Genomic DNA, 14,119 nt, shown 5'->3' with positions numbered 1-14,119 from the left:
GCCTCAAAATCGCTGAGACGTTCCCGGAAGGCCGGGGCAGCCCGCATGGATGCGGGCTGAGGGCCGTGTTTTGCACGGACGCTGCCTCGGCCCGACCCGAAGCCTGCAGGGATAAGTCGAAGGCACCACGCAGTGGCGATTTTGCTGGCCGGAGCCCGGGGGTACAGGGGGCGGCGGCGACTGGCCGCCCCCTGTGCGCTCCCTGCGCCGTAAGAGACATAACGCAGAAAATTAACCGGGAGCGCAATCTGCCCGGAATTGACATAACGCAGACGATTAGCCGGGAGCGCAAACTACGCTGAAGCCACAGATAACATAAAAAACCACACGGCAGCGCTTCCCCTCCCCCTGGCCCTCTCCCGGAGGGAAAGGGAACCGTCCGGCGGTCGCTTCCACTACCCTCCCCTACTTCGCCAGGCTGGCAAAGCGGGCGAAGACCGCATCAAAAATCCCCAGCCCCTGCGCCACCTGCTCAGCAGTAATGGTGCACGGCGGTACCACATGAATGCGGTTCTCCACCACAAAGGCCAGCAGCCCGGCTTCGGTCAGGGCCCCTTTGATCGCGGCCATGTCGGCGGCGGTCAACGGCGTTTTTTGTTCACGGCTGCTCACCAGCTCCAGTGCCTGGAACAGGCCGCGACCGCGCACCTCGCCGATAATGGCGTGCTTCTCCGCCAGCGCCTCGAGACCGGGGCGCAGCACCTCGTTGCCGATATAGGCCGCGTTCTCAACCACCTTCTCCTCTTTCATCGCGTCGATAGTGGCGACAATCGCCGCCATCGCCAGCGGATGGCCGGAGTAGGTCAGCCCCCCGGCAAAGAAGTGATCGTCAAAATAGCGGGCAATCGGCTCGCTAATCAGCACCCCGCCCGCCGGCACGTAGCCGGCGTTAACCCCCTTGGCAAAGGTCACCAGATCCGGCACCACGCCATCCTGTTCGAAGGCGAACCAGCTGCCGGTACGACCAAAGCCGGCCATCACCTCATCGAGGATCAGCACGATGCCAAACTCGTCGGCCAGCGCGCGCACGCCCTGCATATAGCCTGCCGGCGGCACGAGGATCCCGGCGGTGCCGGGGATGGACTCCAGCAGGATCGCCGCGATAGCCGTCGGCCCCTCGCATTCAATGATCCGCCGCAGATGGGCCAGCGCGCGCTGGCACTCCTCCTCCTCGGTCGCAGCGTTGAACTCGCTGCGGTAAAGGTAAGGATTGAAGAAGTGCACATGGCCACGGGAAAACTCATTCGGCACCCGGCGCCAGTCGCCGGTGGCGGCGATCGCGCTGCCGGTGTTGCCATGGTAGGAGCGATAGGCCGACAGCACCTTGTCGCGTCCGGTAAAAAGCCGCGCCATGCGAATCGCGTTCTCATTGGCATCCGCCCCGGCGTTGGTGAAAAACACCTTGCTGAAGCCCGCCGGCGCCAGGTCGACGATGCGCTTCGCCGCTTCGCCGCGGGCAAGGTTGGCGGTAGCGGGCGCGATGGTGACCAGGGTCTCCAGCTGCGCCTTCATGGCCGCCAGCACCCGGGGATGCTGATAACCAATGTTGACGTTCACCAGCTGGCTGCTGAAGTCGAGCCAGGTGTTCCCCTCATAATCCCATAGCTCGCAGCCTTGCGCCCCGGCGATGACCAGCGGGTTGAGATTGCCCTGCATCGACCATGAATGAAACACATAGGCGCGATCCAATTGCCGAACTTCGTCATTGCTTACCGCGACCTCGTTGTGAATTGCCAGCTTCATACCCTGCCCTCTCTCATGTCGTAGTGGTTGACTTCATCATTGGCCGCGGCCGCGCAAATCGGATAGAGCCAGTGTGCGCAAAACGATGTGACACGGTGTCACATCCCCGCCCGTCGTCTGGCCCTGTGCCTTGCCGTCCGGCGTTTTTATAGTGAAGGGACAACCGCACAGGAGAATGAGATGGCAACGAGCAACGTAGTGTTTATCACCGGGGCGACCTCGGGTTTTGGCGAAGCGGCAGCGCAGGTGTTTGCCGATGCGGGCTGGTCGCTGGTGTTGAGCGGGCGCCGCTATCCGCGACTGAAGGCCTTGCAGGACAGACTCGCCGCCCAGGTGCCGGTGCATATTATTGAGCTTGACGTTCGCGACAGCGAGGCGGTGGCTGCGGCGGTGGCGTCGCTGCCCGCCGATTTCGCCGATATCACCACCCTGATCAACAACGCCGGGCTGGCGCTGTCGCCGCTGCCGGCGCAGGAGGTGGCGCTGGAGGACTGGAAAACGATGATCGACACCAACGTCACCGGTCTGGTGACGATGACCCACGCCCTGCTGCCGACGCTGATCCGCCATGGCGCCGGGGCAAGCATTATCAATATCGGCTCGATCGCCGGGCAGTGGCCCTATCCCGGCAGCCATGTCTATGGCGCCAGCAAGGCCTTTGTAAAACAGTTCAGCTATAACCTGCGCTGCGATCTGCTTGGCACCGGCGTGCGGGTCACCGATCTGGCGCCGGGGATTGCCGAGACCGAATTTACTCTGGTGCGCACTAAGGGCGACCAGGCGGCATCGGATAAGCTCTATCGCGGCACCACGCCGCTGAGCGCGCGCGATATCGCCGAGCAGATGTTTTATATCGCCACGCTGCCGGCGCATATGAACATTAACCGGGTGGAGGTGATGCCGGTGCGCCAGGCGTGGCAGCCGTTCGCCATCGACCGGGATTAAGCGAAACCCGACGCTCCCCCTGCCGGCGCTGCCGGCAGGGGGCACAGGCCGGTCTAGCGGCTGCTTTGCAGAAACTGTCTGACGCGTTCGGAGTCAGGTTGCGTGAAAAACTTCTCCGGCGGCGCCTTCTCAATCAGCAGCCCCTTCTCCAGAAACACCACCTCATTGGACACCTGGCGGGCAAAATCCATCTCGTGGGTCACCACCACCATGGTGTAGCCCTCGGCGGCAAGGGCTTTCATCACCCCTAACACCTCGTTCACCAGCTCCGGATCCAGCGCCGAGGTCGGTTCGTCAAAGAGGATAACTTCCGGCGACATCGCCAGCGAACGGGCGATCGCCACCCGCTGCTTCTGCCCGCCGGAGAGGGTGATCGGGTAGACATCGGCTTTGTGCGCCATGCCGACTTTCTCCAGCTGCTGCATGGCCATGGCCTGCGCCTCGTCTCGTTTCATGCCCTTAACGCGCAGCAGCGCCTCGCTGACGTTCTGCTGCACGGTCAGGTGCGGCCACAGGTTAAAACTCTGAAACACCATCCCCACCCGCTCGCGAATTTTCGCCAGCTGGCGGTGCGACATCGCCCGGCCGCGCTGCTCATCAATCCCCAGCCGCTGACCGCCGATATGAATTTCACCGCGGTCCGGCTGTTCCAGCCAGTTCATACAGCGCAGCAGGGTGGATTTTCCCGACCCGGACGAGCCGAGAATACTCACCACGGTCCCCTTCTCCACCGTCAGGTTAATATCCCGCAGGACTTCCACATTATCGAACTGCTTGGAGACGTTTTTGACGCTTACGGCAATAGACTCAGGCATGGCTCATTCCTCTTTTGGCTCCCCAGGCGGTCAGGCGCTTAATCAGCAGCTCCAGCAGAATGCTGATCGCCCAGTAAAGCCCAATGGCGACGATAAAGGCGTTAAACGGAATAAAATAGGTCGCCTGGACGCTGTTGGCGGCGGCGGTGATCTCCTGAACGGTAATAATGCTCAGGAAAGCGGTGTCCTTCAGGCAGATAATCAGCTGATTGCCGATCAGCGGTAAGGCGGAAGAGACGATATTGGGTAAAATAATCCGCCGAAAAATGGCATAGCGAGAAAAGCCCTGAGCAATGGCGGCTTCAATATACCCGCCGGAAAATACCCGCCGCTGGCTGCGCAATATTTCAAAGAAATAGGCGCCATGATAAATAATCAGGGCCAGTAAACCGGCGGTCCACGGCTCCATGCTAATACCGAGCTGCGGCAGTCCGTAATACAGCAGATAGGCGAGGATCAAAAAAGGGATCGCGCGCATCAGGCTGACGAAACCAATGATAACCCGGTTAAGGACTTTCTTTTGATATTCGCTAAAATAACACAGCGCAATACCGATAATAAGGGCCGCGAGGGCGGCGGTAATAAACAGTTCGAGGGTCGCGAATAACCCGGCAATAAAGCTATCGCGTACCGACCAGATAACGCCCCACTGATTCATAATACCTCCCGTTGCTAGCGCGCCAGGCGCCTGGCTTTCCGTTCCGCAATCCCCTGCAGCTTCAATAAACAGCCGATGATCGCCACATACAGCAGGCCGGCGGCGAGGATCGGCGACAGCGGCTCGTAGGTGACCGAGGAGATACGGTTGGTCACCCGGGTGAGATCCACCACGCCGATCACGGCGATCGCCGGGCTACCTTTGATCAAAAACGACATCTCATTGACCAGCGCCGGCAGGCTCTCGATCCACATCTGCGGCAGCATGATGTAGCGGAAGTAGGTCCAGCGGCGCATTCCCACCGATTCCGCCGCCTCCCGCTGTTCGCGCGGAAAGGTGCGGAAGGCGTTGCGCCAGATCTCAGCGTTAAACGCCGAGGTGTTAAGCGTCAGCGCCACGATGGCGGCCACGTTCTTGTCGAGGTTAATGCCCATCGTGGGCAGGGAAAGGAACAGAAACAGCACCAGCGTCACCAGCGGCGTCGCGCGGGCCAGGCTGATATAGACCACCAGCAGCTGGTCGATAACCGGCAGGCGCAGCATCCGCACCAGGGCGATCAGCAGCCCCGCCACCACCCCGAAGGCGATAGCGATGGCCGAAATCCAGAGGGTCGTCCATGCGCCTTCGATTAATAACTGCCAGGAAATTGCATCCATGAGGCCCTCCTTCTCAGCAACAGGCGGCGGTCGCCCGCCGCGGAACATTACAGACCGGCAAGCTTATGAAACTGTTCCGGGCTGGTGATCGCCTCGGTGGGCAGGTTGTCATAGGTTTCGCCAAACCACTTTTTCTGCAGCTCGGCGAGCTTGCCGGTCTCCTTCATGTGGTTCATAAACTTGGTCATATAGGCCAGCAGCTGCGGCGAGTTTTTCGGGATCGGCCACGCCATATAGCCCGGTCCGGAGACGGCCAGCCCTTTGGCGAAGACCTTCGGTTTGGCTTTCGCCAGGTCGTTTACCGAGATCACCACGTTAATCACGTAATCCAGCCGCTTATTCGCCAGGTCGGCGTAGGCTTCCGGATAGGAGGGGTACTCCACCACCGGCCCCAGCTTGCCGCCGGTCTTCTCCAGCATCGCCTTCAGCTCCGGCAAACGCGCCAGCAGCGCGCTGCCCGCCTGCACGCCCACTTTTTTGCCGCTGAGATCGGCAATGGTGTTTAGCGAGGTATCGCCAGCGCGTTTGACGAAATAGTGCTGCGCTGAGGCCCACGGCGGGGTGAAATCAAAGACCTTCAGCCGCTCATCGGTAATAACCGCCCCGGTCAAGGCCATATCGTATTGTCCGGTGGAGACGGCCGCTAATAATCCGGTCCACGGTAATATGCTCTGGTCGACATGAAATTTGGCGTATTTACGTAACTCCTCAAGCATATCTTTGTTAAAGCCATCGGCCTGACCATTATTCATAAAGTTAAATGGCGCATAATCATCTTCCGTCGCCACTTTCAGGGTGCCGGATTTTTCTATTTCCGGCAGATCGGCCGCGACGGCGTGATAAGAAAAAGCAACCGTTAATACAGCGCTCAGACACATTGATGCCAATGATTTTTTCATTATTTCACCCCTGATGGATTGGCCAGACGGGTTCATTCCAGAACGCGAAAAGGTTTATGCAAAATAGAGGCCGGGAGGTTCCGGTCCGCGGCGGCTGAATGCGTTTTTAATGTGGGAGCGTTTTGCAATTCCGTATAGAGCCAGATGGGCCGCATCGCTGTGTCAGATGGCGGAAGGGTGGTATGGAATTTGCTGAGCTTATGGGGTGGTCGCGATGCGTTATTGCCAGAGGAGCCCCGTATGATCCGTCACCTGTTACACGTTGATTTTGAGCCTGGCCGCGGTTTGCAGGAGCAGGTGCGAGAGACGCTGGTGAATGCCATTCTCAGCGGGATCTTCGCCGCCGACACCCCGCTGCCCTCCTGCCGCCAGCTGGCCAGCCAGCTGCGCGTCTCGCGCAATACCACCGCCCTGGTGTTCGAAAGCCTGGTCAACGAGGGCTATCTGATAAGCCGCCCGCGAAGCGGTTACTACCTGCATCCCGACTATCACGACGCTTCGCCTCCCGCGGTCGAGAGTGCACCGCAGCGCGAAGCGGCTGCACCACGCTGGGGCGACCGGCTGCAGATGACCCCCAGCCAGCAGGAGTCGATCCTCAAACCGGCGGGCTGGATGCACTACCGCTACCCGTTTATCTACGGCCAGCCCGATACCCGGCAGTTCCCGCTGGCCACCTGGCGCTCGGCGGCCAACTGGCTGCACGGCGGGGTGCGCGATCCAGCGTGGGTGGTCGACCATATTGACCAGGATGTGCCGATGCTCATCGAGCAGATCCGCACCCGGGTGCTGCCCAAGCGCGGCATTGTCGCCGCCCCGGACGAAATTCTCATCACCCTGGGCTCGCAAAACGCCCTCTACCTGCTGACACGGCTGCTGCTCTCTTCCACCACCCGCATTGGCGTCGAAAACCCCTGCTTTCGCGAAGCCATCAACACCTTTCTGCTCGCCGACGCCGAGGTGGCGCCGCACCCAGTGGATGAAGAGGGGATCGTGCTTAATGAGCGTCCCTGCGATTACTACTATGTCACCCCCGGCCACCAGGTGCCCACCGGAGTGGCGATGAGCAGCGCGCGCCGCCGCCAGCTGCTGGAGCATGCCGCCCGCCATGACGCGGTGATCATTGAAGATGATTATGACTCGGAGAGTAACTTTACCCAAAACCCGCTGCCGGCGCTGAAGGCCAGCGATCGCAGCGGCCGGGTGGTGTATGTCAGCAGCCTGTCAAAGGCGCTGTCGCCGGGGCTGCGGCTGGGGTTTATGGTCGCCGACCCGGACCTGATCGACGAGGCGCGCGCCCTGCGCCGGCTGGTCTATCGCCATCCGCCGACCAACATTCAGTACCAGATGGCCCACTTCCTCGCCCAGGGCCATTATGAAACCCATCTGCGGCGCTACCACTACGACTCCGCCCAGCGCTGGGAGCGCCTGCACGCCGCCCTGCAGCGCTACCTGCCGTCGTGCCGCGCGCTGGCGGGGAGCGAACACGCTAACGCCTTCTGGCTGCAGACCCCGGCGCAGATCAACACCCAGCAGCTTACCTGGCGAGCCGCCCACGCCGGCGTGCTGATTGAGCCCGGGGCGCGCCATTTTCTCAACGCCGCGCCGCCGGATAACTACTTTCGCATGGGATTCCACGCCATTAACCCCGACGCCATCGCCCGGGGGGTGGAAGTCCTGCGCGGCCAGCTGGAGCAGATGGGTTAGCGGGATTGCTCATACTCGACGGCATCGCGCACGTTGAGCAGCGCCGGGCGCAGGCTGTCGAAAGGCACCGAACCGAGCGCGATGCGCAGCGCCTGGGGGATCGTGGCGGAGACGCAGAACGGCTCGGCGGTCGACACCGAAATACGGCGTTCCATCAGCGCATTCGCCAGCCGGTCGGCCCGGCTCTCTTCGCCCAGCGGCAGCCAGACGAAGTACGAATCGGGATGACTCACGACGGGAAGGCCGCAGAGCACCTCGCGGGCCACCTGCTGCCGCTGTCGCGCATCTTGTCGTTTCTGCGTTTCAAAGCGGGCCACCGTGCCATCTTCAATCCAGGCGCAGATCAGCGAGCTTATCAGCGTCGGCGTATTCCACGTCGTGGCCCGGATGGCGCGCTCAATCTCCGGCCGATAGCGCGGCGGAGAAATCACCACCCCCACGCGCAGTCCGGTGGCGATATTTTTCGAAAATCCGGTGACATACACCGTTCTTTCCGGCGCATAGCTGACCACCGGCGGCGGCGGACGGCTCACCAGCCGGGCGTAGGCGGCATCTTCGATAATCAGCAGATCGTGCTGGCGCGCGAGGTCGGCCAGCGCCTGCCGCTGCCCGGCGTTGAGCACCCAGCCCAGCGGATTGTGCAGCGTCGGCATGGTATACACCGCCCGCACCCGCCGCTGCTGGCACAGCGTGTGAAGCGCCTGCAGGTCCGGCCCTTCGGCCCGACAGGGGATCGCCGCCAGCTCCAGATGATAGAGCGCCGCCAGCACCTTGAAGCCCGAATAGGTCAGCGCATCCACCGCCACCACATCCCCCGGACGTAACAGCCCCATAACGGTCACCGCCAGCCCGTGCTGCGCGCCGTTGACGATCAGGACATTTTCCGCGTCCGGCGCAAAGTGCCGGCAGGTCAAATGGCGGGCGATGATTTCCCGCTCGGCGAGCCGCCCGGCGTGAGGCTGATAGCGCAGATGCGAGTCAATATCGCCCGCCATCGCCAGCTGCCTGAGCGCCTCGCGCAGCGCATCGCCCTGCGCCGGCAGCGAAGGGTAGTTGAAGTTAAGATCCACGACGTCGGCGGCCACCACCTGCTGGTCGACCCCATGCCCCGGCGGCAGCGAGAGGTCCCGCACGAAGGTGCCGCGCCCGGTTTCGCCACTGACCAGCCCCATCTCCTCCAGTTCACGGTAGACGCGCGTGGCGGTGGCCAGCGAGAGGCGTTCCTCGGCGGCCAGGGTACGGTGCGTCGGCAGACGGGTGCCGGCGGGCAGCTGCCCGCTGCGGATCGCCTGCGCGTATCGGTCGACAACGGCTTTGTATCGGGCTTTCATCGTGAAATGTATCTATGACAATAATTTGATTGTATCAGATTGGCCACATTACCATCGCCGCTGACGATGCTCAAGCGGGCGCAGCCCAATCAGATAACGCGAGGTTAACGTGGTAGATTCAACACTGGATAAATCGGCGCCCGGCCCCTGGTCCGGATGGCTTCATGGTTTACTGGGGGTGATCATTTTCAGCGGTTCGCTGCCCGCGACGCGGCTGGCGGTGCAGGATATGGATCCGTTGTTATTGACCTTTCTGCGCGCCTCCATCGCCGGGCTGCTTGCCGTCGCCCTGCTGGTCGGCTTTCGTCAGAAACGCCCGCGCCTGGCGCAGCTTGTGCCCCTGATCATCGTCTCATCCGGGGTGGTGATCGGCTTTCCCCTGCTCACGGCGCTGGCCCTGCAGCGCATCACCTCAGCGCATTCGATTGTGTTTATTGGCCTGCTGCCGCTGATGACCGCCCTCTTCGGCGTACTGCGCGGCGGTGAACGTCCGCGGCGGGCTTTCTGGATCTTTTCGCTGCTGGGCAGCCTGCTGGTGATGGGATTCGCCCTGACGCAAAGTGCGGCGGCGTCGCTCAGCGGCGATCTGCTGATGCTGGCGGCGGTGATCGCCTGCGGCCTCGGCTATGCGGAAGGGGCAAAGCTGACCCGGGAGCTCGGCGGCTGGCAGGTGATTTGCTGGGCGCTGCTCATTGCCCTGCCGTTGATGCTCCCCGCCTCGCTGATGGTTCAGCCCGCCTCCTGGCGCGCCATATCGACCTCCTCCTGGGCCGCGCTGGGCTATGTGTCGCTCTTCAGCATGCTGATTGGTTTTATCTTCTGGTACAAAGGGCTGGCCGCGGGCGGGATCGCCGCCGTCGGCCAGCTCCAGCTATTGCAGCCGTTCTTTGGGCTTGGCCTGTCGGCGGCGCTGTTGCACGAAACCGTCAGCCCCTTGATGCTGGCGGTCACCCTCGGGGTGGTGCTGTGCGTGGTGGGCTCGCGCAAATTTGGCCGCCAGCGGGTTGGCGCAGGGAGCGGGAGCCGCGCCTGACCTGACGCGTCGCCCCGCCGGGGAGGATGAGCGCCTACACCGGCCGGGCGTACTGGAGCATCACCTGCAGCAGCACGTTGGCCCCGGCGGCGACGTGCTCCGGCGAGGCATACTCCATTTCGTTATGGCTGATCCCGTCCTTGCAGGGAATAAAAATCATCCCGGTCGGCGCCAGGTAGCTCATATACACGGCGTCATGCCCGGCGCCGGAGACAATCGGCCGCGCCGGATAGCCCAGCCGCTGCGCGGCATCGGCAATGGCCTGCTGGCATTCGCTATCGAACGGCGCCGCCGGATAGTGGCTCACCTGCTTCAGGGCCACCTGCAGACCGCTCTCCCGCTCAACCTCCGCGATAAACGCCCGCAGCTGGCGATCCATTTCATCCACCAGCGCATCGCTGAGATTGCGCATATCAATGGAGAAGGTGACCTCCCCGGGCACCACGTTGCGGCTGTTGGGCCACACCTGCACGCTGCCGACGGTGCCGCGTCCCTCTTCGCTGCGCCCGGCAATGGCGACCACCTCCTGCATAATGCGGGTCGCCACCTGCAGGGCATCCTGACGCAGGCGCATCGGCGTGGGTCCGGCGTGCGACGCCTGGCCGGTCACCACGCAGTCGTACCAGCGGATCCCCAGCACGCCCTGCACGATACCGATGGTTTTCGCTTCATCTTCGAGAATCGGTCCCTGCTCAATGTGCGCCTCAAAATAGGCGCCGATGGGATGCTCTCCCGGGGTCTGCTCGCCGATATAGCCGATCTGCGCCAGCGCCTCGCCGACGCTGATGCCCTCTTTATCCGTGACGGCCCAGGTCTCCTCCAGCGGGAAGACCCCGGCAAAGACCCCGGAGCCCATCATCACCGGCACGAAGCGCGACCCCTCTTCGTTGGTCCAGAACACCACCTCAATCGGCGCCTCGGTGGCAATCTGCCGATCGTTGAGCGTGCGCACCACCTCCAGCGCCGCCAGCACGCCGTAGTTGCCGTCAAATTTGCCGCCGGAGGGCTGGGTGTCGATATGGCTGCCGGAGACGATGGGCGGCAGGCTGGGGTTGCGCCCTTCCCGGCGCATAAACACATTGCCGATTTTATCGATGGTGACGCTCATCCCGGCCTCCCGCGCCCAGCCAATCACCCGGTCCCGCCCCTGGCGGTCGAGGTCGGTGAGGGTCAGACGGCGGCAGCCGCCCTTCGGCGTGGCGCCGATCTGAGCAAGATCCATTAACGACGCCCACAGGCGGTCGCCATTGATGCGCCAGCGGGTGGTGTCGGTGGCGGGGGTAAAAAGTACATCACTGCTCATGGTGGTCTCCTGACATCAAGGTCGCCGCCAGCGCAACCGGCGGTGGAAAATAAGGCATCAGCGCCTGGCCTTCATCTGTAGAGTGTGTTGCCGTCGGTCAGACGGCCAGGGCCTGCGCGTGGGCGTCAATCGCCAGCTCGCGCCAGCGGTGGCAACTCACCGTGTGGCGCTCCGCTGCGGCCTCCGTCGGCGGCAGGCTCTGCTCGCAGACCGGGCGACGGTGCGGACAGCGCTCGGCAAAGGCGCAGCCGGGGGGCAAGCGCGCCAGATCCGGCGGCGCGCCGGGAATGCAGTGCAGGGCATCGCCTTTCTTGAGCCCCTCTTTCGGCCGGCTGCCCAGCAGCACCCGGGTATAAGGATGGCGCGGGTGGCGCAGGATCTCGCTCATGGCGGCCTCCTCAACGATCCGCCCGGCGTACATCACCGCCACCCGGTCGGCAATCTCCACCGCGGCGCCGATATCGTGGGTCACAAACACGATCGACAGCCCGCGCTGCTTTTGCTGCTCGCGCAGCAGGATCAGGATCTGGATTTGCACCGTGGCGTCGAGGGCGGTGGTCGGCTCATCCGCCAGCAGCAGCTGCGGGTTACAGGAGAGCGCAAGGGCGATCATCGCCCGCTGGCGCATCCCGCCGGACATCTCGTGCGGGTAAGCCTCCAGCCGCCGTTCGGGGCTGGGAATGCGCACCTGACGCAGGGCCTCCAGCGCCCTGTCCCGGGCCGCCTGGCGCGACAGCCCTTCGTGGCGGCGCAGCCCTTCTATAATCTGCTGCCCGACGGTGTAGACCGGATCGAAGGCCAGAAGCGGCTCCTGAAAAATCATCGCGCAGCGCCCGCCGCGATAGCGCCGCAGCTGGCTGGCGTTCATCGTCAGCACCGCGTCGTCCCCCACCCGCAGGGTGCCGGAGAGCTCACTGCTCCCCGGCGGGTGCAGGCGCATCAGCGCCCGCAGGGTCACGCTCTTGCCGGAACCCGACTCGCCAATCAACGCCATCACCTCCCCCTTTTGTACGTCAAAGGAGACCCCGTTGACCGCGTTGATGGTCTGTCCGTCGCGGCGAAAGACGACCCGCAGGTCGCGCACATGGACAAAGGCGTTATGCGACATGGCTGACCTCCTTAAGAGGGATGCTCTGATGCCAGGGCGAGGCCGGCTGCGCCATCAGGCAGGCGCTCTGGTGCCCCTCCCCGACCGCCTCCAGCCGCGGTTTCACCTCGGCGCAGACCGCCTTCGCGTGCGGGCAGCGGGTGTGAAAGCGGCAGCCGCTCGGCGGCGCGATGGGGCTGGGGGGATCGCCGCTCAGCGGCGAGGTCAGGGTGCGGTTTTGCGGATCCATGGAGGGCATGGAGCTTAACAGCGCCCGGGTATAGGGATGGGCGGAGGCGGTAAACAGCTGCTCCGCCGGGCCGATCTCCACCACTTCGCCAAGGTACATGACGAGGATCCGATCCGACAGCCAGCGCACCACGTGCAGATCGTGGCTGATAAACACATAGGTCAGCTCAAGGGTCCGCTTCAGCTCCTGCAGCAGCTGCAGCACCTGAGCTTCCACCGATTTATCCAGCGCCGACACCGCCTCATCAAGAATGACCAGCCGCGGCTTCATCGCCAGCGCGCGGGCGATATTCACCCGCTGCCGCTGGCCGCCGGAGAGCGCATGGGGATAGCGGTCGGCGAAGCGCGCCGGCTCAAGGCCAACGTGCGCCAGCAGATAGCGGGCGTATTCGCTGGCCTCTCTGGCGCTGACGCCGTGGACCCGCTGGCCGAAGGCGATGCTCTCCTCCATGGTCAGGCGCGGATTGAGCGAGGCATAGCTGTCCTGGAAAACCATCTGCACCTGGCGACGGTAGGCTTTCAGCGGCAGACGCGACGAGCCGACCCCCAGCCCGTCGAAGATCAGTTCGCCGCTGTCCTGGGTGAGCAGCTGCATCAGCAGCCGGGCGGTGGTCGATTTGCCACAGCCCGACTCGCCGACCACCCCCAGGGTTTCGCCTTTCATCACCGTGAAGCTGATATCGTCCACCGCCTGGACCACCTCCCGGCCTTTGCCGCCGCGGAAGTACTTCAGCAGGTGATTGACCTTCAGCAGCGGCTGCGCCGGCCCGCCGAGGTCGATATTGGTAAAGGGTTGCATCGCTTACTCCTTAATCGCCATTGCCGCACGCAGGCGGTCCGCGAGGATATTGAACGAAATGGAGGTGATAAAAATCATCAGGCCCGGCAGGGCGGCCACCCACGGCTGGGTATAGATTGCCGTGCGCAGCGTATTGAGCATCAGCCCCCACTCGGGCTCCGGCGGCCGCACGCCGAGGCCGAGAAACGACAGGCCGGAGGCGAGGATCATGCACACCGAAATCAGCCCGGTGGAGAAGACGAAGATCGGCCCGAGCACGTTACCCAGCACCTGGACGCGGATAATGGTCAACGCGCTGGCGCCGGTGGCCCGGGCGGCATCGATATAGTCCATATGCCGTACCTGGGCGGTCACGCTCTCGGCAATCCGCGCCACCTGCGGGACAAACACCAGGGTCAGCGACAGCAGCGCATTGCCGATGCCCGCCCCCAGCGCCCCCGACAGCGCAATCGCCAGCAGGACCGAGGGAAAGGCATAGAACACATCCACGGTGCGCATGATCAGGGTATTGATTTTGCCGCCCATGTAGCCAGCGATGATCCCGATGGCGCCGCCGATAAAAAAGGCGAACACCACCGGGACAATCCCCATAAACAGCGACAGCCGGGTGCCGAGGATCAGTCGCGACAGCATGTCGCGCCCCAGCTCATCAGAGCCCAGCGGAAAGCCGTCGCTGCCGATGGGCTTCAGGCGCAGGAACATCGACGTTTGATAGGGGTCTTTGACGATAAGCCACGGCCCGAACAGCGCCAGGGCCAGCAGAACGAGAATGATCGCGCCGACGAATACCCCGCCCGGATCGCGCAGCAAGCGGCGCAGCACGCCGCGCCAGTAACCTTGCCGGGAAGCGTTGGCCGGCGCGGCCGGGACCGCTTTCGTCGTTGCCGTATCCACCAT

General features: G+C 63.3%; 13 protein-coding genes. 3 read left to right on the top strand and 10 right to left on the bottom strand.

Annotated features, from left to right (window positions below):
* Positions 1-405: 405 nt before the first annotated feature.
* The gene (locus ABLX76_RS23175) at positions 406-1,743 is read right to left on the bottom strand and encodes an aspartate aminotransferase family protein (RefSeq protein WP_348875350.1); all 1,338 of its coding nucleotides are present in this window, start codon (positions 1,741-1,743) and stop codon (positions 406-408) included.
* A gap of 180 nt (positions 1,744-1,923) precedes the next feature.
* Here ABLX76_RS23175 and ABLX76_RS23170 point away from each other — a divergent pair, with 180 nt between their 5' ends.
* On the top strand, positions 1,924-2,688 hold the full coding sequence (locus tag ABLX76_RS23170) for an SDR family NAD(P)-dependent oxidoreductase (protein WP_023288749.1): 765 nt from the start codon (positions 1,924-1,926) through the stop codon (positions 2,686-2,688).
* Positions 2,689-2,741: 53 nt separating this feature from the next.
* Here ABLX76_RS23170 and ABLX76_RS23165 read toward each other — a convergent pair whose 3' ends face one another.
* Genes ABLX76_RS23165 through ABLX76_RS23150 form a run of 4 tightly spaced genes read right to left on the bottom strand, consistent with a single transcriptional unit; the run spans position 2,742 to position 5,716 of the window.
* Positions 2,742-3,503, bottom strand: a complete 762-nt coding sequence (locus ABLX76_RS23165) for an amino acid ABC transporter ATP-binding protein (RefSeq protein WP_032455037.1) — start codon at positions 3,501-3,503, stop codon at positions 2,742-2,744.
* A complete protein-coding gene (locus ABLX76_RS23160; RefSeq protein WP_048296980.1) occupies positions 3,496-4,161 on the bottom strand; it encodes an ABC transporter permease subunit in 666 nt (221 codons plus the stop codon). The genes ABLX76_RS23165 and ABLX76_RS23160 overlap by 8 nt, the downstream gene beginning before the upstream one ends.
* Before the next feature lie 14 nt (positions 4,162-4,175).
* Positions 4,176-4,817, bottom strand: a complete 642-nt coding sequence (locus tag ABLX76_RS23155) for an amino acid ABC transporter permease (protein ID WP_002893187.1) — start codon at positions 4,815-4,817, stop codon at positions 4,176-4,178.
* Between the two features lie 47 nt (positions 4,818-4,864).
* The gene (locus ABLX76_RS23150; RefSeq protein ID WP_022631237.1) at positions 4,865-5,716 is read right to left on the bottom strand and encodes a transporter substrate-binding domain-containing protein; all 852 of its coding nucleotides are present in this window, start codon (positions 5,714-5,716) and stop codon (positions 4,865-4,867) included.
* A 240-nt stretch (positions 5,717-5,956) separates the two neighbouring features.
* Here ABLX76_RS23150 and ABLX76_RS23145 point away from each other — a divergent pair, with 240 nt between their 5' ends.
* Entirely contained in the window at positions 5,957-7,420 is a 1,464-nt protein-coding gene (locus tag ABLX76_RS23145; protein WP_023288747.1) for a PLP-dependent aminotransferase family protein, read from the top strand.
* On the opposite strand, the gene ABLX76_RS23140 is transcribed toward ABLX76_RS23145, so the two are convergent.
* Positions 7,417-8,751: a PLP-dependent aminotransferase family protein gene (locus tag ABLX76_RS23140; RefSeq protein WP_044521504.1), complete on the bottom strand. Its 1,335-nt coding sequence runs from the start codon at positions 8,749-8,751 to the stop codon at positions 7,417-7,419. The genes ABLX76_RS23145 and ABLX76_RS23140 overlap by 4 nt on opposite strands.
* A 124-nt stretch (positions 8,752-8,875) precedes the next feature.
* On the opposite strand from ABLX76_RS23140, the gene ABLX76_RS23135 reads away from it, so the two are divergent.
* On the top strand, positions 8,876-9,784 hold the full coding sequence (locus tag ABLX76_RS23135) for a DMT family transporter (RefSeq protein ID WP_032455039.1): 909 nt from the start codon (positions 8,876-8,878) through the stop codon (positions 9,782-9,784).
* Positions 9,785-9,818: 34 nt separating this feature from the next.
* Here the strand turns inward: ABLX76_RS23135 and ABLX76_RS23130 are convergent, their stop codons facing one another.
* From ABLX76_RS23130 to ABLX76_RS23115, 4 genes are all read right to left on the bottom strand, one after another.
* The gene (locus tag ABLX76_RS23130; RefSeq protein WP_101978016.1) at positions 9,819-11,087 is read right to left on the bottom strand and encodes a Zn-dependent hydrolase; all 1,269 of its coding nucleotides are present in this window, start codon (positions 11,085-11,087) and stop codon (positions 9,819-9,821) included.
* A 97-nt stretch (positions 11,088-11,184) separates the two neighbouring features.
* Entirely contained in the window at positions 11,185-12,195 is a 1,011-nt protein-coding gene (locus ABLX76_RS23125; protein ID WP_044521499.1) for an ABC transporter ATP-binding protein, read from the bottom strand.
* A complete protein-coding gene (locus tag ABLX76_RS23120) occupies positions 12,185-13,222 on the bottom strand; it encodes an ABC transporter ATP-binding protein (protein ID WP_048334323.1) in 1,038 nt (345 codons plus the stop codon). The genes ABLX76_RS23125 and ABLX76_RS23120 overlap by 11 nt, the downstream gene beginning before the upstream one ends.
* 3 nt (positions 13,223-13,225) lie before the next feature.
* The gene (locus ABLX76_RS23115) at positions 13,226-14,119 is read right to left on the bottom strand and encodes an ABC transporter permease (protein ID WP_023288741.1); all 894 of its coding nucleotides are present in this window, start codon (positions 14,117-14,119) and stop codon (positions 13,226-13,228) included.

Origin of the sequence: Klebsiella sp. JB_Kp004, from assembly GCF_040065795.1 — a bacterium.
GTDB classification, from domain to species: domain Bacteria; phylum Pseudomonadota; class Gammaproteobacteria; order Enterobacterales; family Enterobacteriaceae; genus Klebsiella; species Klebsiella quasipneumoniae.
The sequence above is the reverse complement of the archived record's forward strand: the minus strand, read 5'-3'. Positions and strand labels throughout refer to the sequence as shown.

Bases quoted from the DNA above. Each gene is read 5' to 3' on its own strand.
- ABLX76_RS23175 (WP_348875350.1), bottom strand. From the start codon at position 1,743: ATGAAGCTGGCAATTCACAACGAGGTCGCGGTAAGCAATGACGAAGTT.
- ABLX76_RS23170 (WP_023288749.1), top strand. From the start codon at position 1,924: ATGGCAACGAGCAACGTAGTGTTTATCACCGGGGCGACCTCGGGTTTT.
- ABLX76_RS23165 (WP_032455037.1), bottom strand. From the start codon at position 3,503: ATGCCTGAGTCTATTGCCGTAAGCGTCAAAAACGTCTCCAAGCAGTTC.
- ABLX76_RS23160 (WP_048296980.1), bottom strand. From the start codon at position 4,161: ATGAATCAGTGGGGCGTTATCTGGTCGGTACGCGATAGCTTTATTGCC.
- ABLX76_RS23155 (WP_002893187.1), bottom strand. From the start codon at position 4,817: ATGGATGCAATTTCCTGGCAGTTATTAATCGAAGGCGCATGGACGACC.
- ABLX76_RS23150 (WP_022631237.1), bottom strand. From the start codon at position 5,716: ATGAAAAAATCATTGGCATCAATGTGTCTGAGCGCTGTATTAACGGTT.
- ABLX76_RS23145 (WP_023288747.1), top strand. From the start codon at position 5,957: ATGATCCGTCACCTGTTACACGTTGATTTTGAGCCTGGCCGCGGTTTG.
- ABLX76_RS23140 (WP_044521504.1), bottom strand. From the start codon at position 8,751: ATGAAAGCCCGATACAAAGCCGTTGTCGACCGATACGCGCAGGCGATC.
- ABLX76_RS23130 (WP_101978016.1), bottom strand. From the start codon at position 11,087: ATGAGCAGTGATGTACTTTTTACCCCCGCCACCGACACCACCCGCTGG.
- ABLX76_RS23125 (WP_044521499.1), bottom strand. From the start codon at position 12,195: ATGTCGCATAACGCCTTTGTCCATGTGCGCGACCTGCGGGTCGTCTTT.
- ABLX76_RS23120 (WP_048334323.1), bottom strand. From the start codon at position 13,222: ATGCAACCCTTTACCAATATCGACCTCGGCGGGCCGGCGCAGCCGCTG.
- ABLX76_RS23115 (WP_023288741.1), bottom strand. From the start codon at position 14,119: ATGGTGGATACGGCAACGACGAAAGCGGTCCCGGCCGCGCCGGCCAAC.